We start from the raw sequence: 22588 nt of genomic DNA, 5'->3' as shown, positions 1-22588 counted from the left end.
GTGGAGCACTCAACGGGAGGAAGACAGACGCGCATGAAGACCCGAAACCGCCTGAGAACGGGCAGGCCGTGGCGCCGGGTGGCGCTGGCCACGGCCGCCGTCGTGACCGCAGGACTGATCCAGGCCTCCGCGGCACCCGCCGTTGCCGAGGGCTGGCAGAAGCCCGCGCCGCCGAAGGCCGAGTCGCCGGTCGATGTCGTCCGGGCGGGCAAAGCGGTCCCCCGTAAGGTGACGAAGGGCCCCCGGACGCCCGCCGAGGCACCGGCCACGGCCTGGCCGAAGACGACCGAGACCGAGGTGACGGCCCATCAGAAGGCCGCCCGGGTCGAGGGATCGCCCCTCACCCTGGCCGCCGAGCGGGACACCGCCCCCTACACCGTGCGAACGCTGTCCCGCACGGCCTCGCGCAAGGCGGGCGTCGACGGGCCGGTCTTCACCCTGACGCCTCGTCAGAAGACCACGCGGACCGAGAAGGTGCGCGCCGGGCTGGACTACTCCTCCTTCGCCGGCCTGTACGGCGGCGGCTACGCCTCCCGGCTCACCCTGGTCAGCCTCCCGGCCTGCGCACTGACCACCCCGCAGAAGAAGCAGTGCCGCACGGCCACCCCCGTACAGACCGTCAACGACACCGAGCGTCAGACACTGACGGCGAAATCGGTCTCCCTGAGCGCGAGTTCGGCGACCGTGCTGGCCGCGACCGCGGCGGCGAGCAGCGACAAGGGCGACTACAAGGCCACCTCGCTGTCCGCGTCCTCGACCTGGAACACGGACCTGAGCAGCGGCTCGTTCGCCTGGGCGTACGACATGCCGGTGCCGCAGGTGCCCGGCGGGCTGACCCCGCAGGTCGGACTCTCGTACTCCTCGGGGGGTGTCGACGGCCGGAGCGGGAACACCAACAACCAGGCCTCGTGGGTCGGTGACGGCTTCGACCTGGCGCCCGGCTTCATCGAGCGCAAGTACAAGAGCTGTTCCGACGACGGGGTCACCAACGCCGACGGCAACAAGCCGGGCGACCTGTGCTGGGCGTACGACAACGCCACGCTGTCGCTGAACGGTTCGGGCGGGGAACTGGTGCCGAACGGCACCAACTCCTTCAAGCTCCAGAACGACGACGGCACGAAGATCGACCGGATCTACGGCAGCTCCTCCGACGTGCGCTCCAACGGTGCCCGCAACGACGAGTACTGGCGGGTGACCACCCCCGACGGCACCCAGTACCACTTCGGCTACAACCGCCTGCCGGGCTGGGCGAGCGGCAACGAGACCACCGACTCGGCCTGGACGGTGCCGGTCTTCGGCGACGACTCCGGCGAGCAGTGCAACGCCTCGACGTTCGCGGCCTCCTGGTGCCAGCAGGGCTGGCGCTGGAACCTCGACTACGTCGTGGACCCGCACGGCAACGCGGTCGCGTACTACTACGACAAGGAGACCAACTCCTACGGCCGCAACCTCACCGCCGCGGACGACACCCCGTATGCGCGCGGTGGCACCCTGGACCGCGTCGAGTACGGGCTGAAGTCCAACGCCGTGTACTCCGCCAAGGCCCTGGCCAAGGTCGACTTCACCAACAGCGAGCGGTGCATCCCGGACTCCTCGACCACCTGCTCGTCCATCTCCACGGGCGCCCAGTACTGGTACGACACCCCGTGGGACATGAACTGCACCGCGGGCACCGACTGCGACAACGGCCGTTTCTCGCCGGTGTTCTTCACCCGCAACAGGCTGACCTCCGTCACCACCCAGGTCCTGGTCTCCGGCTCCTACAGCAACGTCGACGGCTGGAAGCTCGCCCACCGCTGGGGCATGGCCGACACCGACTACCAGCTGCTGCTGGACTCGGTCCAGCACACCGGCTACGGCACCGGCGACACCTCGATCACCCTGCCGAAGGTCACCTTCGCCTACACCCAGCTCGCCAACCGGCTCGACAAGACCGGTGACGGCTACGCCCCGTTCATCAAGTCCCGGCTGTCCGGTGTCGCCGACGAGTCGGGCGGCCAGATCGACGTCGGCTACTCGGCGTCCGAGTGCTCCTTCGACGCCCTGCCCACCCCGCAGACCAACACCACCCGCTGCTTCCCGCAGTACATCGGCGGCAGCACCAGCGACGACCCGGACCTTCAGTGGTTCAACCGGTACGTCGTCTCGACGGTCACCGAGTCCGACCGCACCGGCGGCGCGCCCGACCAGGTCACGATGTACGACTACCTGGACGGTGCCGCCTGGCACTACGACGATGACGACGGCATGACCAAGGAGAAGTCCAAGACCTGGTCGCAGTGGCGTGGTTACGGCCACGTCCGGGTGCGCTCCGGCGGCCAGGGCGGCGCCTCGGCGATGAAGTCGCAGGAGGACTCCTACTTCCTGCGCGGCATGGACGGCGACCGCAAGGACGCCTCCGGCGGCACCAAGAGCGTGTCCGTCACCCTGGATGCGGGTGAGGGCGACGCGATCACCGACCACGAGTCGCAGGCCGGCTTCGCCTACAAGACGGTCACCTACTCCGGTCCGGGCGGCAAGGTTCTGGCCAAGACCGTGAACCGGCCCTGGTACCAGCAGACCGCCAAGAAGGTCCGCTCCTGGGGCACCGTCACCGCCAACCTCACGGGCAACGCCTCCAGCAGGACCTGGACCTCGCTGGACGACGGCGCGGGCGTCAAGTGGCGCACCACCTCGTCGGCCGACACCCACGACACCACCACCGGCCTGGTCACCCAGACCAACGACCTCGGCGACACCACGACCGCCGCCGACGACCGGTGCACCCGCACCACCTACGTCACCGGCAGCGTCCCGCTGGACGCCCCCGCCCGCATCGAGACGGTCGCCAAGGCCTGCGACGCCACCACCAGCCGTCCCGCCGACGTCATGTCCGACGTCCGCACGGCCTACGACGGCGGAGCGTACGGCGCCGCGGCCACGAAGGGCGACGCCACCCGCACCGCGAAACTCAAGACCTACAGCGGCACCAGCGCCGTCTACCTGGAGTCCAGCTCCACCTACGACGGCTACGGCCGGGCCCTCGTCACCACCGACCTGACCGCCGACGTCACCGTCACCTCCGCGGGCACCCTCACCCGGGCCGCCCGCACCGACGGCCGGACCACCACCACCGCCTACAACCCGACCACCGGCTTCCCGACCAGCAGCACGGTCACCACACCGCCCGCCACCCCCGGGACCGCCTCCACCGCGCAGACCTCGAGCACGGCCTACGAGACCCTGCGCAGCCTGCCCCTCACGGAGACCGACACCAACGGCAAGGTCACCACGTACGCGTACGACGCGCTGGGGCGCACCAGCAAGGTGTGGCTGGCAGACCGCCTCACAGGCCAGACCCCCAGCTATGAGTTCGGTTACACCATCACCGACGGTCAGCCGGTCGTCGTCGCCACCAAGATCATCGGCAATTCCGACACCCAGGACACCTCGTACGCCTTCTACGACGGTTTCCTGCGCCCCCGTCAGACCCAGGCCCCCGGCCCCGAGGGCGGGACCCTGCTGACCGACACCTTCTACGACGAACGCGGCCTGGTCAGCAAGGAGTTCGCCACCTACTACACCAAGGACGCAGCCCCCTCGACCACGCTCCTCAAGCCCGAGAAGGCGCTGAGCGTGGAGACCCAGAACCGGCACACCTACGACGGTCTGGGCCGCGAGACCGAGGTCCGGCAGATCGCGGGCAACGGCGACGGCGGCACCGTCCTCGGCATCACGAAGACGATCCACGGCGGCGACCGCACCACGGTCATCCCGCCCGTGGGCGGCACCGCCCGGACCACCGTCACCGACGCCCGCGGCAACCCCAGCGAACTGCGCCTGCTGCACGCCCGGGCCGCCGAGGCCGCGTACGACGCCACGACCTACCAGTACAGCCCGCGCGGCGAGATGACGAAGGTCACCGACCCCGCGGGCAACTCCTGGACCTGGACGTACGACCTGATGGGCCGGCTCACCGACACCACGGACCCGGACAAGGGCGCCTCCCACACCGACTACGACGACCGCTCCCTGGTGACCAGCACCAAGGACGCCCGCGGCAAGGTTCTCGCGTATGTCTACGACGGACTGGGCCGCAAGACCGAGATGCGGGACACCTCGGCCACCGGCACGCTGCGCGCCAAGTGGGTCTACGACACGATCAGCGGCGCCAAGGGCCACCTCGCGTCCAGCTCCCGCTACAGCGGCGGCCAGGAGTACACGTCGAGCGTCGTCGCCTACGACCGGCTGTACCGGCCGACGCGTACCCAGGTGACGATCCCGTCCGGCGAGGGCGCGTTGCAGGGCACGTATCTGTCGACCACCACCTACAACACCTCGGGCACGGTGCGCGGTGTCGGCTACCCCAAGGCCGGTGACCTCGCCGCCAACACCGTCGCCTACACCTACGAGGACGGCACTCAGCGGCCCATCAAGGTCAGCGGTCCCCTCAACCTGACCGCGACCACCGGCTACAGCTATGTCGGCAAGCCGCTCCAGTACGAGATGTACGCGAACGGCGGGAAGACCACCTACGAGAACAACACCTACCAGTGGGGCACCCAGCGGCTCGCCACCTCGACGGTGGGCCGCCAGGACGTCGCCGGCGTCGACCAGTACAACACCTACTCCTACGACGAGGCGGGCAACGTCCTGTCCGTCTCGGACACCTCCCGCTCCGGCACCGACAACCAGTGCTTCGGCTACGACTGGGCCGGCCGGCTGACCGAGGCCTGGGCCCAGTCGACCGCCGGCTGCGCCACCGCCCCGAGCACCGGGGTGCTGGGCGGCCCGGCCCCGTACTGGCTCTCCTACTCCTACAACAAGCTCGGCAACCGGCTCACCGAGACCCAGCACGCCACCGCGGCCGGCGCCTCGGACACCAACCGCACCTACCACTACCCCGACCCGGGCGCGACCCGGCCGCACACCCTGACCTCGGTGGACACCACCGTCGGCACGGTGAAGTCCGCCGACAGCTTCGGTTACGACGACGCGGGCAACACCCACACCCGGCAGCTCGGCAACGGCACCTCCCAGACCCTGGACTGGGACGCCGAGGGCCATCTCGCCAAGGTGACCGAACCCGTGGAGGGCGGCAGCGACAAGGTCACCGAGTACCTGTACGACGCCGGCGGCAACCGCCTGATCGGCCGCACCCCGACCGAGACCACGCTCTACCTGGGCGCGACCGAGGTCACCCTCGCCAAGGGCGCCACGAGCGCGAAGGGCACCCGCTACTTCGACCTCGGAGGCGGCCACCAGGCGGTCCAGTCCAACGACGGATCCATCGCCTTCAACCTGGCCGACCACCACGGCACCGCCCAGTTGTCCGTCAACGCCGACACCCAGGCACTGACCCAGCGCCGCACCCTGCCCTTCGGCGGACTGCGCGGAGCCGCGCCGAACTCCTGGGCCGGCACCAGGGGTTTCGTCGGCGGCACAACGGACACGGCCACGGGCCTCACCCACCTCGGGGCGCGTGAGTACGACCCGGCGACCGGCCGCTTCCTGTCCGTCGATCCGGTGTTCACGGCCGACGACCCGCAGCAGATGCACGGTTACACCTACGCCAACAACAACCCGCTGACCTTCTCGGACCCGGCGGGCACCGAGATCGGCTCCCGTCCCAACTCCTGCCAGTACTCCCTGGCGAACTGCGACAAGCACACCCAGCAGGAAGTCGGCTACGACGCGAAGACCGGCACGACCGACTACAAGCGCGGCAACATCTACAAGCGTTCCCAGGCCAGGAAGCAGTGGGTCGCGGCGACCACCCCGGTCACGAACGACCTCGACAGGCTGTCGGACTACTTCTCCAGAAGCATGATCGGTGAGTTCTCGACCGATTTCTGGGACAACCCGGTCTACGAGAACTCAGGTCCGGGTCAGGCGTGTTACGGCCGGGAGGGCTGCCGCCAGGCGTACCTCTACATCCTGCACATGGACAAACGAGGTGAAGAAGCCGACGTCGAAACGGCCAAGGCGATCGCGGCCAGCTACTGCGTCTACAACGCCGATGAATGCAGCGACATCGCCGAGGAAGTGACACGCGGCAACATCATCCGGGACAGCTTCAACTCGGCATTCCTGGCGGTTCTCGGCGTGTTCAAGGGAGGTACCTGCAACAGCTTCGTCCCGGGCACCCAAGTCCTCATGGCCGACGGCACGACCAAGCCCATCGAGGACGTCAGGACCGGCGACAAGGTCCTCGCCACCGACCCGAAGACCGGCCGCACGACCGTCAAGACAGTGACCGCCGAGATCCTCGGCAAGGGTCTGAAGAAGCTGGTCAGGATCACCCTGTCCATCGAGGTCGGCGGTAAGAGGCACACCTCCACGATCACCGCCACGGACGGCCACCCCTTCTGGGTCCCGGAGATCGCGGCCTGGGTCGACGCCACCGACCTGACCACCGGCGATGAACTCCGCACGCCCACCGGGGAACCGGTCCGGATCACCGCGGTCGAGCGCTGGACGCAGCAGGCGACGGTCCACAACCTCACCATCGCCGACTTCCATACGTACTATGTGCTGGCGGGGGCCACGCCGATCCTTGTTCACAACGATGGCGGGAAAATCACTCCCTTCCCGCCTCTTCCGAGCATGGACGGGATGACGCAAACTCAGGCATACGATACGCTCAAGGCCAATGGCTTCGAGATGACGGGACCCACGGGAGATTCCGGCGCCTGGGCCACGTTCAAGGATTCCTCGGGGAACAAGGTTTCCATTGAAATGGCGAACGGTCGTGTCGTGAGAACGAATACGGTCGACATGGGTCCGAACGTCAAGAACCATCCGCAGCGTTGGAATCCTGACGGATCTCGCTATTCTCCGACGCAGAGCCATAAGGCTACGGGCGAATATCTCAGTAACTGCCCATAGGAGTGCGCGAAGTTGAATGAGCTTGCCCGAAAGATTCAAGCAATCTCGGACATCACTGCTCGATGGGCCGGCCACTCCGTTCAGACGGTGGTGTGCCAGATGGATCCGGGGTGGCCCGAGGGGGACCTGACGCTCGGTTTCGTGGCGGAGGACAAGCCGTACGCGCCGGTGTGGCTGCACCTCGCACGGATCCGCTACCTCCGCATGGAGGATCTGCGGGAGACAGGGCCGTGCTTTGTCGACGGCGTCCAGGTCTCCCTGCTGCCCGCCCGGCGATCCGACTGGCCGGCCGAGGCACGCGCGCACACGCTTCGGAGTTGGGAAGGGGCGTGGGGTCAGGCCGACCTGGAGTGCGAGATGGCGTGGGTCACGATTGACGGTCCGTGGAGCTTGGAGGCGATCGCACAGGTCATCAATGTGTCCCTCACTCCACCGGAATTGACGGCCATCTCAGCTTGAGGTCGTCGACCGTCACGTAGGGACTCGGGCGCCTGTCGGTACCCGTGCATGGCAGGAAGCGGCCCGCCGAATGGATCACTCGGCGGGCCGCTTCCGGTCTTCGACGGCAACACCGGACACTTCGGCGGCCGCCCCTGCGGTCGTCCAAGTCGTCGGTACGAAACGGTGGAAGCGGCCGTTCGTGTCGTCCTCGGTCAGGTGGATCACCTTGCGGACAGCCAGGCTTCTGCGGACTCCTGTGCCTCTTACGCCCGCACCACCGGTGCCTCCCTGCGGCGCCCGCTCGGCCGCTCCGGACGCGGTCCGCCCGGCGCTCCCTGTGCCGACGGCAGCCGGACCACCGCGTCGAGGCCGCCGGTCGCCGCCGCGTGCAGACTCGCCTCGCCGCCGCTCGCGTGCGCCAGGCGCTGGACCAGGGCGAGCCCCAGGCCGGTACCGCCCTTGGGGGCGCCCGGCGCGCGCCAGAAGCGGTCGAAGGCCCGGGCGCGCTGGTCCGTCGTCATTCCGGGGCCCTCGTCGGTGACATGCAGGTCGACCCAGCCGGAGTGCGGGGCGCGCCGGGACGAGGTGTGCGGGCGGAGTTCCACGGCCACCGTGCTGCCGACCGGTGAGGCGCGCAGCGCGTTGGAGAGCAGGTTGTCCAGGATCTGCTCCACGGCACCCGGGAGCACCGACACCGGTTCCACGGCGCCGGTGAACAAGACCAACGACACGCCCTGCCGGCCGTACAGCGGCAGCCAGGTGCGGTGCCGCTCCGCACAGACCTCGCCGATGTCCACCCGCACCGGCCGTGCCGCGTCCTCCTCCAGCCTGGCCATCGCGAGCAGGCCCTCCACCATGCGGGCGAGCCGGTCCGTCTCGGTCACGGCGGCGGTCAGACTGCCCCGGCCGCGGTCCGCCACGCTCGGCTCCAGGTTCTCCAGGCGCAGCCGCAGCGCGGCCAGCGGGGTCTTCAGCTGGTGGGAGGCCTCGCCCGCGAACGCCCGCTGGGCGTCGAGGAGATGGGCGAGCCGGGCCGCCGTACGGTTGAACGCGGCCGCCAGACTGCGGACTTCGGGCGGGCCCTTCGTCACTGTCACGGGTGTCGCGCGGCCGCCGACCGCCAACTCGTGGGTGGCACGCTCCAGTTCACGGATGGGACGACCGGTCCAGCGGGCGATGCCGAAGCCGACCAGGACGACGGCCGTGAGGACTCCGAGTCCGCCGAGGGCGAGCAGCAGCCACACATGGTGGACGCGCTCGTGCACCATCCGGGTGGGCACGGTCAGCCACACAGCGCCCTGGGTGCCGTGCCCCAGGGGCGAGGCGACCGACAGGTACTCGACCCCGCCGATCGTGGAGGTGCGTACATCCACCGAGGACGCGCCCCGCAGCGCCGCCACGATGCCCGGGCGCACGGACAGCGACCGGGAGACCTCCTCGGACAGCGGGTGCGAGGTGGCGAGCAGCGCGCCCGACCCGTCCACGACCACCACCTTCCCGCCGATGCGTGCGGCACAGTGGGCCACCCGCTCGGGCAGGTCCCGCTCGGCGCGACCCGTCTCCAGGGTCAGCGCCGCGTACGCGGAGACCGACTCGGCCTCGTCGCGCGCGGCGCCCACCACCTGCTCCCGCTCACCGCGCGAGTAGACGAACCCCAGCGGGATCTCCAGACAGAGCAGCACCAGGACGGCCAGGGTGAGATAGCTGAGCAGGATCCGACGCGTCATGCCGGCCCGGCCCCTCCCGTGTGCACCGCCAGCCGGAAGCCGACCCCGCGCAGGGTCTGGATCCAGGCCGGATGCCCCAACTTCCGGCGCAGCGAGGCGACATGGACGTCCAGCGTCTTGGTGGGTCCCTCGTAGAACGGATCCCAGACCCGGTCGAGGATCTGCTGCCGGGAGTAGACCGCGCCCGGGTCCTCGGTGAGCAGCGCGAGCAGGTCGAACTCCTTGGGGGTGAGCGGGACCTGGTCCTCACCGACCCAGACCTGCCGGGTGCGGCGGTCGACGGCGAGCGGACCGGGTTCGTGGGTGGCCGCGGCCGCGGGTGCGGGGGCGGGTGCGGGCGGCGGGACGGCGGCCTCTTGCGCGCGCCGCGTCCGGCGGGTCACCGCCCGCACCCGGGCCACCAACTCCCGTACGCTGAAAGGTTTCGCCAGGTAGTCGTCGGCGCCGAGCTCCAGTCCCAGCACCCGGTCGGCCTCCTCCCCGCGCGCGCTGAGGATGACGATCGGGACGTCGGAGACCTCCCGGATGCCACGGCAGACGTCGATGCCGTCCATGTCCGGCAACCCCAGGTCCAGCAGCACGACATCGCCGTACGGCGCTCTCAGCCCCTCGGTGCCGGTCGTCACGTGATCGACCGTCAGGCCGAAGTGCCCGAGGCCCTCGGCCAGGGGTTCGGCGATCGTCTCGTCGTCCTCTATGAGCAGCACGCGAAGGCCCATACGTCGTATCTCTCCCACCTGAATTCATATTCTCTGCCCTGTGCCCGACACGCTACAAGAAGGAGGCCCCCGGCGGGAGTCGGGAAAAGAATGTCCTGCTCCTGGCCGCGCTCTGGCCCGCCTTTAACCTTCCTCTGTACATCGTCCCTCTACGGTGGTGGCAACTGGTAGAACGCCCAGCTCAGGAGGGTTCCATGAAGGCATTGCTGGATCGTGCGCGCTCGTTCAGGCGGCGAGTGGATTTCGAGAGCGGTGAATACCGGAAACTGGCCGAGGGGCAATATCCCGAGGCGCTCTTCATTACCTGCTCGGACTCACGGGTCATCCCCGCACTGATCACCGGAGCCCGGCCCGGTGAGATATTCGAGCTGCGGAACGCGGGCAATATCGTGCCGTCGTACGGACAACACGCGGCCGGTGGTGAGGCCGCCACCATCGAATACGCGCTGGAGGTGCTCGGGGTTCAGGACGTGGTCGTGTGTGGTCACTCACACTGTGGGGCGATGGGGGCGCTGCGGTCCGGTGACGACCTGACCGCGCTGCCGGGCGTGGACGCGTGGCTGGGCCTGGCCCGCCCCTCCCTGGCCCCCGTGCTCACCGACACTCCCGCGCTCTCCGACGTCGTCCAGAGCAATGTCGTCAACCAGCTGGCGGCACTGCGGAGTTATCCGGTGGTGCGGCAGCGGCTCGACACGGACCGGCTGCGGTTGCACGGCTGGTACTACGAGGTCGACACCGGCCAGGTGCACGAGCTCGACGAGGACGGCCGCTTCCGGGTGCACGCCGGATGAGCGGGGCGCACGCGCGCGGGCGGGGGGACCGGGCCGCGCCGAAGGGCCGCAAGGGGCTGGGGAGTTCAGCCGAGCAGGCCAAGTCGCCGGATGCGCCCAAGGGCCGGCTCGGGACCGAGATCACCGCCTCTCTCGTCGTCTTCCTCGTCGCCCTGCCGCTCTGCATCGGAGTCGCCGTGGCCTCCGGGGTCCCGGCCGAACTGGGGATCATCTCGGGAGTGATCGGCGGACTCGTGGTCGGCGCGGTCCGCGGCAGCACCCTCCAGGTCAGCGGCCCCGCCGCGGGACTCGCCGCGCTCGTGGCGGAGACCGTCGCGGAGCACGGGGTGGCCATGCTCGGGGTGATCGTCCTGGGCTCGGGGATCCTGCAGATCGTGCTCGGCGTCGTACGGCTCGGGCGGATGTTCCAGGCCATCTCGATCGCCGTGGTGCAGGGCATGCTGGCCGGGATCGGGCTGCCGCTGATGTTCAGCCAGCTCTATCCGATGGCCGACAACAAGGCGCCCGGTGTGCCGATCGAGAACATGGCCGGGGTTCCCGGGCTGCTCGCGGACGTCCTGACCGACCGGCAGGCGATGACCGCCCTGCTGCTCGGCGTCGTCACCGTCTTCCTGAGCTTCGTGTGGAAGAAGGCGCCGGGCCCGGTCAGGAAGGTTCCGGCCGCGCTGGTCGCGGTGGGCATCGGGATCGCCGTCGCCGCGGTGCCCGGTGTGGAGGTGAAGACCCTCCAGGTCGGCAATCTGCTCGCGGCCGTACAGGTGCCCGGCGCCGAGCAGTTCGCGGGTCTCGCCGACGCCGCGATCATCACCTCGATCCTGACCTTCACGGTCATCGCCTCGGCGGAGAGCCTGTTCACCGCGGCCGCCGTGGACCGTATGCACAGCGGCCCCCGGACCCGCTACAACACCGAACTCGTGGCCCAGGGCGCCGGCAACACCGTGGCCGGCATCCTCGGCGCACTCCCGATCACGGCCGTGGTCGCCCGCAGTTCGGCGAACGTCCAGGCCGGTGCGAAGACGCGGCTCTCCCGCACCCTGCACGGCCTGTGGCTGCTGGCCTTCGCGCTGCTGCTTCCGCAGGTCCTCGCCCTGATCCCGATCTCTGTGCTGGCCGGGGTCCTGGTGCACAGCGGCTGGAAGCTGCTGGCACCGGCGGAGTTCCCGAAGATGTGGCGCCAGGACCGGGGCGAGTTCGTGGTCATGACGGTCACCACGCTCGTCATCGTGGCGACCGCGCTCCTCGAAGGTGTCCTCGTCGGGCTCGCCGCGGGGATCGTGCTGGCCGCGCTGCGGATGTCCCAGACCGTGATCCGGCAGCACATCGAGGACGACACCGCGAAGGTCGTCATGGCCGGCAACGCGACCTTCCTGCGTCTGCCCAAGGTCATCGAGGCCCTCGAATCCGCCGCCGCCTCCGGAAAGCCCCGCATCCGCCTCGACCTGACCGGCGTCACCCACCTGGACCACGCCTGCCGCAACCAGGTGGAGGAGTTCACGGCCCAGCAGCGGGGCAAGGGGCTGCGGGTGGAACTGCTCATGCCGGGGCCGGGGGTCGCCTCCGGCGTGGGCTCACCGGACGAGCGGGCCTTCGGGGACGGGGCCTTCGCCGCGTCGGCGTTCGGAGACCGGGTTTCCGACACGGCCGGAGACCGGCTTTCCGACACGGCGGCCTCCGACTCGGCCGCCGGTGCCGGGGCGCCTCCCGCGGGGCGCGCGTTCGATACGGCGGCTTCCGCGGTCGGCGCCCCCACCGTGGCCGCCTCCTGGGCCGACGGCCCGCAGACCCCGTACGGCCCCGGGAGGCCCTCACCCTCCCGAGCCCACCCCACCCCCGACCTCTCCGGAGCCGAGGCGTTCATGGCGGAGCCGGGTCCCGGGGTCGAATGGTTCTACCTGGACACGCGGCCCGTACCGGACGTTACGCACGGCGCCCGCCGCTCGTAGGCTGTGCGCATCCCCGTCGGCGGAGGGAGCCCGGTCATGTCCGGTTGGAACGAGAACGCCATCCCCGATCAGAGCGGACGCGTGGCCGTCGTCACCGGGGCCAACAGCGGAATCGGCTACGTCACCGCGCGCGAACTCGCCCGCAAGGGCGCCCGCGTGGTGCTCGCCTGCCGCAGTGAGGCCCGCGGTGTCGAGGCCCGGGACCGGCTGGTCGGTGAAGTCCCGCGTGCGGACGTGGAGTTCGCCCGTCTGGACCTCGGGGACCTGTCCGGCGTACGGGAGTTCGCGGCGGCGTATCCCTACGACTGCCTCGACCTGCTGGTCGACAACGCGGGCGTGATGGCGTTGCCGTACGGGACGACGGCGGACGGCTTCGAGACGCAGTTCGGCGTGAACCACCTGGGCCACTTCGCGCTGACCGGCCTCCTGCTGCCCACGCTCCTCGCGACACCCGCCGCACGTGTGGTGGTCGTCTCCAGCTCGGCGCACGTATTGGCCAACATCGACATCGACGACCTCAACAGCGAGCGCCGCTACCGCCGTTGGATCGCCTATGCCCGCTCCAAGACCGCCAACCTGCTCTTCGTGCACGAACTGGCGCGCAGGCTGGCCGTCCACGGCTCGGACGTGATCGCGGCGGCCGCGCACCCGGGGTACGCGGCCACCAACCTCCAGACCGCGGGACCGAAGATGACGGGGCGCAGGGCGGCGGAACGCTTCATGGAGATCGGCAACCGCTTCTTCGCCCAGTCCGCCGACGCCGGCGCCCTCCCCACTCTCTACGCCGCCACCGCGCCGGACGTCTCCCCTGACTCCTTCACCGGCCCGTCCCTGGCCGGCTGGCGTGGGTCTCCGGTCCCCTCCCGGCGGGCCCCCTGGACCCGCAACGACCAGGCAGCCCAACGCCTTTGGACCGCCTCGGAGCAGCTCACGGGGGTGACGTACGACGCCCTGAAGGCTTGACCGCCGGGGCCACGGCGTCCTCTCGATGTCAACCGTCCTGCTCGCGGCCCCCGTCAGACCCGGTGTCACCTTCCGGGGCCGCCGGACCGGGCGTCTGAAAGGGATCGGCGGCGCCGAGGACGCCGTTCGGTATGGACCGGTCCCCGCCCCGCGCGGAGTCCTGCCGCGCGATGCCGCCGATCACGCCCGGCACGCCGGTGGTGGAAGCGGCCTCGGTATGCGACCTGAGAGTCTTGACGACGCCACCCGGTCCGGGCGGGCTCGGCGGCTCGGCGGGGCGTGGGGGCGGCGGGGCCTGGCTGGGCGACACCGAGCGCGGGATCGGGCGTACCTCCGCCCGCGGTACGGTGCCGTCGGGCGCGCCCGGACAGTTCGGATCGGCGAGCGTCACCCGACTCCATGACCCCATGGCATCGGACTGGGAGTTGTACGCGGCCCCCAATTGCTCCATCGCGACGGCCGCTTTGAGGTCATGCCGCTTGGCGGCGGACAGCTCGCCCCCGCCGGCCTTCAGCAGATCCTCGGCGTTCTCCCGGCCCTTGAGGTCCTTGAGGCCCTTGCCGGCCGGCCCCGGGCTGCCCGGGGTGTCCTCGGACGGGGTCATCGCGTCGATGTGGGGCTTGTACTCCTGCAACGCGTTCGCGGCGCCTCGCACCGCGATGGCGAGGTACCTGGCGTGTTCGGCGGTGTCGTCGATCTTGCGAAGGAAGCGCTCCGCCTCCACCCGGAACGCCTCGGCCGCTTCGCCCCGCCAGGACTGCAGGAGCCGGTCGACAAGGTCGGAGAGCATGCCGAGTGCGCCGCCGTCCTCTCCTGCGACGAGGTCCGCGCGGAACGCGTCCCAGCCGCGGGCGACGGTCCGGGCGTTCTCGGGGTCGGCGTGCTCGACCATGGCCTTCAGCTGCGGCAGACTCTTGGTCGCGAACGGGGTGGTGTGCTTGCTCGCATAGCCCCGCCCCGGCGGCAGGTAGTCGTACTCCCTCTCTGACATGTGGCTGTGCCTAGGTCTCCGCGTTTTCGTAGGCGTCCCGTGTCAGCTTCAAATTGTGGATGAAGTCTTCGGCGAAGGACCGGAGATGGGTGGAGACCTGCTCCATGTGGATCTTCACCGAGGCCTGCGCGGCGTTGAACTCGTACACTTCCGCGAATTCCTTGCCGAGCGCTTCGTGGGCCAGGCCGGTTTCGTGGTGGGCCTTCAATCGAGCCCTTTCCAGTCGTCGGGCTACGTCGTACAGCCGGCGGATTGCCAAGTCCATTTCATCCAGGTCGACTTGGTAGTACTGCACAGCCAATGAAGCCCTCCCCGACACTCAGGTCTCGTGTGGCGGAAGACTACTAGCCTTTTGACCTTCCATTGGGGCGAGTTCACTTACGGGCCATCGATGATCTCCACGCCCGAAAACCCGTTCAGGCCGGTCAGGTCGGTGCCCTTGGGGACGATCAGGACGGACAGATTCGGGAACTGCCTCGGGATCGCCGCGAGGCGGTCGCGGGACGGGGGGCCGACCAGGGTCAGTCGCCGGACCTTGTCGATGACCTGCTGCGACGGGAGGAGGATGAGCGAATCCGCTGAAACCGTCAGGTCCTCGAGCGCCGGATGCCACTTGATCGTCGCCCAGTCCGCCATGGAGGTGGGGCTGTTGTCCTTTCCGAGGACGAGCGACCGCAACGCGGGCAGCAGTGCGAGAGCGTCGACGGACTTGAGGGTCGGGCAGTTCGACAGGGTGAGGTGGCGCAGCCCCGCCCACTCCTTGAGGAAGTCGAGGTTCGTGAGGCTGTTGTTCATGCTGACCACCAGCTCGTCCGTGCGGCCCGGCGGTCCGGCGGCGGCGAGAGCGGCCTGGTCGAGGTCACCGCGCAGCCGGAGCCGTGGCCGGCCGCCGAGCTCCCGCAGGGCCGCCAGCTGCCCGGGAGTCCTGACGGTGAGGATGTCGTCGGCCGGGAGGTGTGCGATCACCTCCTGCGCGTAGCGGACGGGGTCGAACGATCCCCAGGCGTCGACGACCCGTTCCCGCACCCGGGGCCAGGGTGCCCGGCAGAACCGCGCGAGCAGGGGCAGAGCCGCGTCGTGCGCGATTCCCGCGGCGGTCTCCAGGACGTATCCGGCCTGCTCCTCCTCGGTGAGCTCTTCCGGGCCGGGCAGCAGTTCCAGGACGATCCGACCGACCTTGATCAGTGCGTCCGTCTCCTCGATGTTGCGGGGCGGAATGATGCGCGCGGCCCGGTCCTCCACCAACGCGCGGACATCCTTGTCCAGCTCGGCCGCGTGCTCCAGGCACGCCATGGCGAGCACGCGGATACGGCGATCGCTGTTCTCGTCACCGAGCTCGACCAGCTTCGTGAGCAGTGCGTCGCACTCCCTGGGGCGGGCGTGGGCGACGGCCATCCGGATGACGTCCTCCCACTGGGTCTTGTGCGCGTTGGCGGCCAGCAGACCGAAGTCGTCCTCCTCCACGGCCGCCTGCGCGGCCAGGAAGTCCTGGAAGGTGCGGTGGACGAAGTCGATCGCACCCACCGCCGGCTCACGCAGCAGTCCGCTGCGCAGCAGCAGATGGTCCAGAACCTGCCGCGCGTCTCCGAGTTGAGCCGCCTGCGTCACGGAGGGGAGAGCTTTTTCGATGATCTGTTCGGCGCCGCTGCGGTGGATCTCGGTCTGCTCGTTGCGGAGCATCCAGTGCGCCAGCTTCCGGAGCAGCCTGATCTGCGGTTCCTTCGTCAGCTGGACGCCGATGGTCTCGGAGAGAGGCTTGTTCAGGTCCCGGCGTTCCAGCAGCATCGACAGCGCCGCGTCGTACAACTCCTTGCGGCCGTGCGGGAGATAGCCCTGCCGCTCGCGGTGCAGAGCGCAGATCAGGGCGCACATCAGCGGATTGGTGGCCAGCGTGGCCAGGTCCTGCTTGGTGTGGACGGCGGTCAGCAGTCTGCGGGCGAGGGACGGGTCGGCCCTCGTGGCGGTGTGCCAGCGTCCGACGAACTCCGTGACCGCGTCGCGGTTCATCGGGGCGAGGGACAGTTCGGAGAACCCGTCGAGAGCGAGCCAGTCGTCGCGGACGGCGGACGGCCGGGACGTGACCAGCCACAGGTTGTCCGGATAGGCGACGATCAGGTCGCGCAACCAGTGGCGGGTGCGTTCGCGGTCGGGTTCGGGGATCTCGTCGATACCGTCGACGAGGAGCAGGCCGCGCCCGCCGGCCAGGACGCGGCTGGCCCAGCGGCTCGGCTGGTGCCCCGCGATGGGGCAGCTCATGGCGGTCAGGAAGTCCTCGGGCAGCGGCAGTTGGGCCCCACCCCGGGCGAGGTGGCGCAGCGGGAGGACGAACGGTACGCGCCCGTCGAGGTAGGCCAGGTCGCCCTCCGCCCGGCCTCCCGCGGCGGCGACCGCCAGCCACTGGACGAGGGTGGTCTTGCCGGACCCGGCGACTCCGCGCAACAGCACGCGGTCCCGGTTCTCCAGGGCCTGGTCGGCCGGTAACGGGACGGCTCGGCCGGTCCGGTCCGCGGTCCTGGAACGGCGCTGCGTCGGCATGGCCTCCAGGCTCAGGTAGGAGGCGTCCAGCGGCCATTCGCGCTCATGGTAGAGATCGACGCCGTAGATCGTCAGGCTGCTGTGCCTGTCCCGGACGTAGCGGGCGTACTGCTCCTCGAACTCGGCGTCCGGGTCGGACGCCGGACCGGAGACCTCGCGGACGTCCGGGACGGGGCAGCCCAACTCGCCCAGGGTCGCGACGAACGAGGCGTCGTCCAGTAACTCCCCGACCGGTGTGGCCTTCATCCGGCCGTGCCGCCAGCCCTCGGCGTCAGCGATGACCACCCCGGCCGGCAGGCCCCGCGCGAACAGGACGGCACCGGAGAAACCGGCCCAGGGCGAGCCGCCGTCGGTGCGGGGCGCGGGCACCTTGTCGATGTCGAGCACGTACGTCCTCCCGAGCAGCGCGGAGCCCCGCTTGACGGTGCCGGTCACGTGCTCGCTCTCCAGCCGGCCCGAGCCGTCCCGCTGGACGTACGGATAGCCGATGGCCTCGCAACCGGGCAGGGGCGCGATACCGCCGACCCTGCCCCAGCGGTTCCAGGCACGGTCGGGGGCGTCACCGGTGAGCGGTTCCTCGGCCAGCAGCAGGGCGACGTCGCAGGAAGCGTCCTCGGGCCGCCAGACGACCTCACAGCGCACCGGTCCCCGTCCTCCGGGCACGCGGAGAAGCAACTCGGAGCCGTGCGCGACGACATGAGCCGCGGTCAGGACGACGCGTGGGGAGAGCAGATAGCCACTGCCCTGACGGCCCCCACCGAAGATCGCGGCCACCCGTTCCGGGACGGGGCCGCCCCGGTCGCCGGTCAGCACGATCAGTCCCGGGCCGCGGCGGAGAAGCCGCTCACATCGCCTTCGTCGTCGGCGGCGATGAGCCAGTCCTGGCCCGTCGCCGTGTCCCTGGGTTTCAGAGTGAACGCGACCTTGTGCGTCTGGGCCCTGGACACCCCGGCCTCCGCGCCCGCGTCGACGACCCACGCCTTGACGCCGCCCTTCGCCCGGGCCTCGCGGCGCACCTCGACCATGAACTCCATCTGAATCTCACCGAGTTCGAAGCGGAGCCCCTGGCCGGCACCCCGGCGCGCGGCCTCCACCAGACCGTCACGCACGGCCCCGACCACCTCGGCAAGCTCGATCCTGTCGCTCACTGTCCCCCGTTCCCCATCCGGCACTCGCGCCTCGGCCGTAACCTATCTCTCCGCGAGAAGTGGCGCACCCCGGAAGGGGAACGAGGGGAGGGGCTCGCTCGCTATCGCTCGCTACGCCCGGCCGCCCGAGGTCACTGCGCCCGCACCTGGTACGTCGCGATCCGCACCGACTCGTCGTCCAGGCACTGCCCGGTCTCCAGGTCGAAGCGCTGCTTCAGCAGGGGTGAGGCGACGAAGGGGCGGCCCTGGTGGGTGCCGGTCAGGCCGCGGGAGAGGACTGCCGCACCGCCGAAGGGGTCGCGGTTGTCGACGGCGTACAGGTTGCCCGCGCGATCGCGGAACAGGGCCGCCTGCCGGCCGTCGGGCAGCAGGGCCGCGACTCCCCGGCCGGGGAGCAGCCGGGACAGCTCGCAGACCGCGAACCAGTCGCCGTTCAGCTGGAGTTCGACCTTCAGATCGGTGGTCTCGGGTGCCAGGGTCATCGCTGGGCGCTTCCTTCCAGGGGGCGGTGGCCGATGGTCAGCAGCGGCAGGTCGGGCTTGATCTGGTCGCGCTCGGGGACGAAGCCGACGACCGGGTCGGGAGTGTCCGGGGCGTTCACGAAGGACACGAACCGGGCGAGCTTCTCGGGGTCGTTGATGGTGGTCGCCCACTCGTCGGCGTAGTGCGCGACGTGGGCCGTCATCAGGGACTCCAGCTCCTCGCAGATGCCGAGGGAGTCCTCCACGACCACGTCACGGACGTGGTCCAGGCCGCCGGGGATGCGCTCCAGCCAGGTGGAGGTGCGCTCCAGGCGGTCCGCGGTGCGGATGTAGAACATCAGGAACCGGTCGATCAGCTTGATCAGTTCGGCGTCGGACAGGTCCTGCGCGAGCAGGTCCGCGTGGCGCGGGGTCGCGCCGCCGTTGCCGCCGACGTACAGGTTCCAGCCGTTGGAGGTGGCGATCACGCCGAAGTCTTTGGACTGGGCCTCGGCGCACTCGCGGGCGCAGCCGGAGACCGCCGACTTGAGCTTGTGCGGGGAGCGCAGGCCCCGGTAGCGCAGCTCCAGGTCGATCGCCATGCGGACCGAGTCCTGGACGCCGTAGCGGCACCAGGTCTGGCCGACGCAGGACTTCACCGTGCGCAGCGACTTGCCGTAGGCGTGGCCGGACTCGAAGCCGGCGTCCACCAACCGGGTCCAGATGAGGGGGAGTTGCTCGACGCGGGCGCCGAACATGTCGATCCGCTGGCCGCCGGTGATCTTCGTGTAGAGGCCGAAGTCGCGGGCGATCTCACCGATCACGATGAGGCCCTCGGGGGTGATCTCACCGCCGGGGATGCGCGGGACGACCGAGTACGAGCCGTTCTTCTGGATGTTGGCGAGGAAGTGGTCGTTGGAGTCCTGCAGGGCCGCCTGCTCGCCGTCCAGGACGTAGCCGCTCGCGCCGATCGTCGGGGCGAGGGAGGCGATGATCGAGCCGACCGCGGGCTTGCAGATCTCGCAGCCGTCGCCGCCCTTGGCGTCGTCGCGGCCGTAGCGGTCCAGGAGGTCCTGGTAGGTGTTGATGCGCAGGGCGAGGACGATCTCGTAGAGCTCCTCGCGGGTCTGCGAGAAGCAGCCGCACAGGCCCTTGTCGACCTCGACGCCGGACGCCTCCAGCTCGGCGGTGACCAGCTGGCCGAGCACCTTGACGCAACTGCCGCACGTAGTACCGGCCTTGGTGCACTTCTTCACCTCGGGCACGGTCGTGCAGTTGTGCTCGGTGACCGCTCCGCGGATCGTGCCCTTGCGGACGTTGTTGCAGGAGCAGATGATCGCGTCGTCCGGCAGCGCGGTCGGGCCGAGCTGGACCGACTCACCGGCGCCGGCCGGCAGCACCAGCGACTCGGGCTTGACCGGCGGGACCGAACCGGTGAACGCCTTCAGCGTGCCGTACGCCTCCGCGTCGCCGACCAGGATGCCGCCGAGCAGCGTGCCGTCCCGGCCGATGACCAGCTTCTTGTACAGGCCCGCGCGGGAGTCGGAGTAGACGACGTCGAGGCAGTCCGCGGTCGCGCCGTGCGCGTCACCGAAGGACGCCACGTCCACGCCGAGCAGCTTCAGCTTGGTGGAGAGGTCGGCGCCGAGGAAGGCGGCCTCGTCGGAGGCGATGGTCGCCGCCGCGGTCTCGGCCTGCTCGTAACCGGGGGCCACCAGGCCGTAGACGCGGCCGTCGGCGGCCAGCGCGCACTCGCCGATCGCGAACACGTGCGGGTCGGAGACCGTACGGCACTGCTCGTCGACCGTGATGCCGCCGCGCTCGCCGACCGTCAGACCGCAGTCGCGGGCGAGCTGGTCGCGGGGGCGGACACCGGCGCTGAACACCACTAGGTCGGTGGCGAGTTCGGAACCGTCCGAGAGCTTCATGCCGGTGACGGCGCCGTCCTCGTCGACCACGATCTCCTGCGTGCCGACACCCGTATGGACGGAGAGGCCCATCTCCTCGATGGTGCGCAGCAGCGCCGCGCCACCGCCGTCGTCGACCTGCACCGGCATCAGCCGCGGCGCGAACTCCACGATGTGGGAGGTGAGTCCGAGACCCTTCAGCGCACCGGCCGCCTCCAGACCGAGCAGACCGCCGCCGACCACGGCACCGGTCGTGCGGGTCTTCGCGTACTCCTCGATGGCGAGGAGGTCCTCGATCGTGCGGTAGACGAAGCAGCCCTTGGCGTCCTTGTTGGGGACCGGCGGCACGAAGGGGAAGGAGCCGGTGGCGAGGACGAGCGTCTCGTACTCGAAGACCTGTCCGGACTTCGCGGTGACCTTCTTCGCGTCGCGGTCGACCGTGACGGCCGGGTCGCCGACGTACAGCTCGATGCCGTGCGTCTCGATGAACTCCATGTCCGTCATGGACAGTTCCTCGGGCGTCTTGCCCGAGAAGTACGAGGTGAGCGCGACACGGTCGTAGGCGGGACGCGGCTCCTCGCACAGCACGACCACGCGGTGGGTGGCGGTCAGGCCACGCTCGGCGAGCGCTTCGAGGAAGCGCTGGCCGACCATGCCGTGGCCGACGAGCACGATCGTGGGGGTGGCCTCCATGGCCTCCGGGGTGGCGGTCATCAGGAGCCTCCATCGTTGGTGAGCAGGTGGAGCAGCGGGCCGCCGTCGGAGGGGAGCGGCTCTGCTCCCTCCCAGGCGCGGGCGAGCGCGCCGACGGTGCCGAGTTCGCCGACGAGAACCCCGCCGACCAGGCGGTCGTCGCGGACGACGACCTTGCGGTAGGTGCCGCGGGTGGCGTCCGCGAGCTGGACGACGTCGTCGCCCGGGAGCGCCTCGGTCTCGCCGAACGCGGCCAGGTCGAAGGCGGTCTGCCCGGCGAGCGTGAGCCGGGTCAGCGAACGGGTGCCGGTGTAGCGGGCGCCTTGGTTTCCGGAGCCGACCGCCAGCAACTCGGCGAGCACATCGGCCTGTTCCAGGGCCGGGGTGGCGAGGCCGTAGACGTTGCCGTCGTGCTGGGCGCAGTCGCCGATGGCGTGGATGTACGGGTCGGAGGTGCGCAGTTCGTCGTCCACGACGACTCCCTTGCGCACGTCCAGGCCCGCGGTCTGCGCGAGACCGACACGGGGGTGGACCCCGCAGGCCAGGACCACGATCTCGGCGTCCAGGGCGTATCCGTCGGCCATCTCGACCGAGCGGACCGCCCCGCCGACGCAGCGCACGTCCCGCACGCGCAGATCGGTGTGGACCTCGACGCCGAGGTCCCCGAGGTGGCGCCGGACCAGCTTGGAGGCGCTCGGGTCGAGCTGGCGCTCCATGAGCCGCTCGGACTGCTGGGCGAGGATCACCTGGGCGCCGCGCTGGGCCAGCGCCCGGGCCGCCGAGACCCCGAGGAGCCCGCCGCCGATCACGACCGCCTTCACTCCCGGCCGGACCGCCTCGGACAGACCCAGGCAGTCGTCCATCGTGCGGAAGGCGTGGACGCCCTTCGGCAGCTCGTGGTCCGCGGTGAACAGACCGCGCAGCGGCGGCAGCACCGGGTTCGAGCCGGTGGCCAGAACCAGCCGGTCGTATGCGATCTTCGAACCGTCCGCGCACTCGACGGTCCGCGCCTCGCGGTCGATGCCGGTGACCCGGGCACGGGTCAGCTCGGCCGGCGCCGGGAGGGCGATCACGTCCGGGGTGTACCGTCCCGCCAGCACCTCGGCGAGGAGCACCCGGTTGTACGGGCGGTGCTCCTCCTCGCCGATCAGTGTCACGGGCGTGCCGAGCTCTCCGAGCCGCCGGGCGAGACGGACGCCCGCGAGGCCGGCGCCGATCACCACCACACGCGTATTCGAGGTCATGTCTAGGAGCGTGCGTTGCGGGTGTTACCCGACCGCATCACGTCTGTTTCCCGCGGGGAACGCTGCCCTCCCTGAGCGCGGGCGGCGGATGTGAGGGTTCGGGGCGGGCGGCCGGTGTGCGCTGTGAGGACGGCCGGGGCGCGGGGATCGGGGCCGGT

Annotated in this window: 14 protein-coding genes; 5 read left to right on the top strand and 9 right to left on the bottom strand. The window is 70.2% G+C overall.

Annotated elements, in window-relative coordinates:
• The first annotated feature begins 33 nt into the window (after positions 1–33).
• Positions 34–6867, top strand: a complete 6834-nt coding sequence (locus tag AB0D34_RS39680; protein WP_362671144.1) for a polymorphic toxin-type HINT domain-containing protein — start codon at positions 34–36, stop codon at positions 6865–6867.
• Positions 6868–6966: 99 nt separating this feature from the next.
• Positions 6967–7326 carry a hypothetical protein gene (locus tag AB0D34_RS39675; RefSeq protein WP_362671142.1) on the top strand — a complete coding sequence of 120 codons (360 nt, stop codon included), beginning with the start codon at positions 6967–6969 and terminating at the stop codon, positions 7324–7326.
• Between the two features lie 245 nt (positions 7327–7571).
• Here AB0D34_RS39675 and AB0D34_RS39670 read toward each other — a convergent pair whose 3' ends face one another.
• Entirely contained in the window at positions 7572–9035 is a 1464-nt protein-coding gene (locus AB0D34_RS39670; RefSeq protein ID WP_362671140.1) for a HAMP domain-containing sensor histidine kinase, read from the bottom strand.
• Positions 9032–9754 (bottom strand): response regulator transcription factor, encoded by a 723-nt coding sequence (locus AB0D34_RS39665; protein ID WP_362671138.1) that lies wholly within the window; start codon positions 9752–9754, stop codon positions 9032–9034. The genes AB0D34_RS39670 and AB0D34_RS39665 overlap by 4 nt, the downstream gene beginning before the upstream one ends.
• 194 nt (positions 9755–9948) lie before the next feature.
• Between AB0D34_RS39665 and AB0D34_RS39660 the strand changes: the two genes are divergently transcribed.
• From AB0D34_RS39660 to AB0D34_RS39650, 3 genes are read left to right on the top strand one after another with little or no spacing between them, the layout of a single operon-like run.
• On the top strand, positions 9949–10545 hold the full coding sequence (locus AB0D34_RS39660) for a carbonic anhydrase (RefSeq protein WP_362671136.1): 597 nt from the start codon (positions 9949–9951) through the stop codon (positions 10543–10545).
• Positions 10542–12488, top strand: coding sequence for a SulP family inorganic anion transporter (locus tag AB0D34_RS39655; protein WP_362671134.1), 1947 nt, complete (start codon positions 10542–10544; stop codon positions 12486–12488). The genes AB0D34_RS39660 and AB0D34_RS39655 overlap by 4 nt, the downstream gene beginning before the upstream one ends.
• A gap of 36 nt (positions 12489–12524) precedes the next feature.
• Complete coding sequence (locus AB0D34_RS39650) at positions 12525–13451, top strand: oxidoreductase (protein WP_362671132.1); 927 nt, start codon at positions 12525–12527, stop codon at positions 13449–13451.
• A 28-nt stretch (positions 13452–13479) separates the two neighbouring features.
• Here the strand turns inward: AB0D34_RS39650 and AB0D34_RS39645 are convergent, their stop codons facing one another.
• The 7 genes from AB0D34_RS39645 to AB0D34_RS39615 form a co-directional block, all read right to left on the bottom strand.
• Complete coding sequence (locus AB0D34_RS39645) at positions 13480–14442, bottom strand: hypothetical protein (protein ID WP_362671129.1); 963 nt, start codon at positions 14440–14442, stop codon at positions 13480–13482.
• 10 nt (positions 14443–14452) lie between these two features.
• Positions 14453–14743, bottom strand: coding sequence for a hypothetical protein (locus AB0D34_RS39640; RefSeq protein ID WP_362671127.1), 291 nt, complete (start codon positions 14741–14743; stop codon positions 14453–14455).
• A 77-nt stretch (positions 14744–14820) separates the two neighbouring features.
• Entirely contained in the window at positions 14821–17790 is a 2970-nt protein-coding gene (locus AB0D34_RS39635) for an NACHT domain-containing protein (protein ID WP_362671124.1), read from the bottom strand.
• A 2-nt stretch (positions 17791–17792) separates the two neighbouring features.
• Complete coding sequence (locus AB0D34_RS39630; RefSeq protein WP_362671122.1) at positions 17793–18125, bottom strand: trypco2 family protein; 333 nt, start codon at positions 18123–18125, stop codon at positions 17793–17795.
• 131 nt (positions 18126–18256) lie between these two features.
• Positions 18257–18607, bottom strand: coding sequence for a nitrite reductase small subunit NirD (gene nirD / locus AB0D34_RS39625; protein WP_362671119.1), 351 nt, complete (start codon positions 18605–18607; stop codon positions 18257–18259).
• On the bottom strand, positions 18604–21207 hold the full coding sequence (gene nirB / locus AB0D34_RS39620; protein WP_362671117.1) for a nitrite reductase large subunit NirB: 2604 nt from the start codon (positions 21205–21207) through the stop codon (positions 18604–18606). Before nirB ends, nirD begins: the two co-directional genes overlap by 4 nt.
• On the bottom strand, positions 21207–22430 hold the full coding sequence (locus AB0D34_RS39615) for an FAD-dependent oxidoreductase (protein ID WP_362671115.1): 1224 nt from the start codon (positions 22428–22430) through the stop codon (positions 21207–21209). The genes nirB and AB0D34_RS39615 overlap by 1 nt, the downstream gene beginning before the upstream one ends.
• Positions 22431–22588 lie beyond the last annotated feature (158 nt).

The organism is Streptomyces sp. NPDC048420, assembly GCF_040651535.1.
GTDB lineage: Bacteria > Actinomycetota > Actinomycetes > Streptomycetales > Streptomycetaceae > Streptomyces.
Note: the sequence above shows the minus strand (reverse complement) of the source record. Positions and strands in the feature narration are given on the sequence as shown.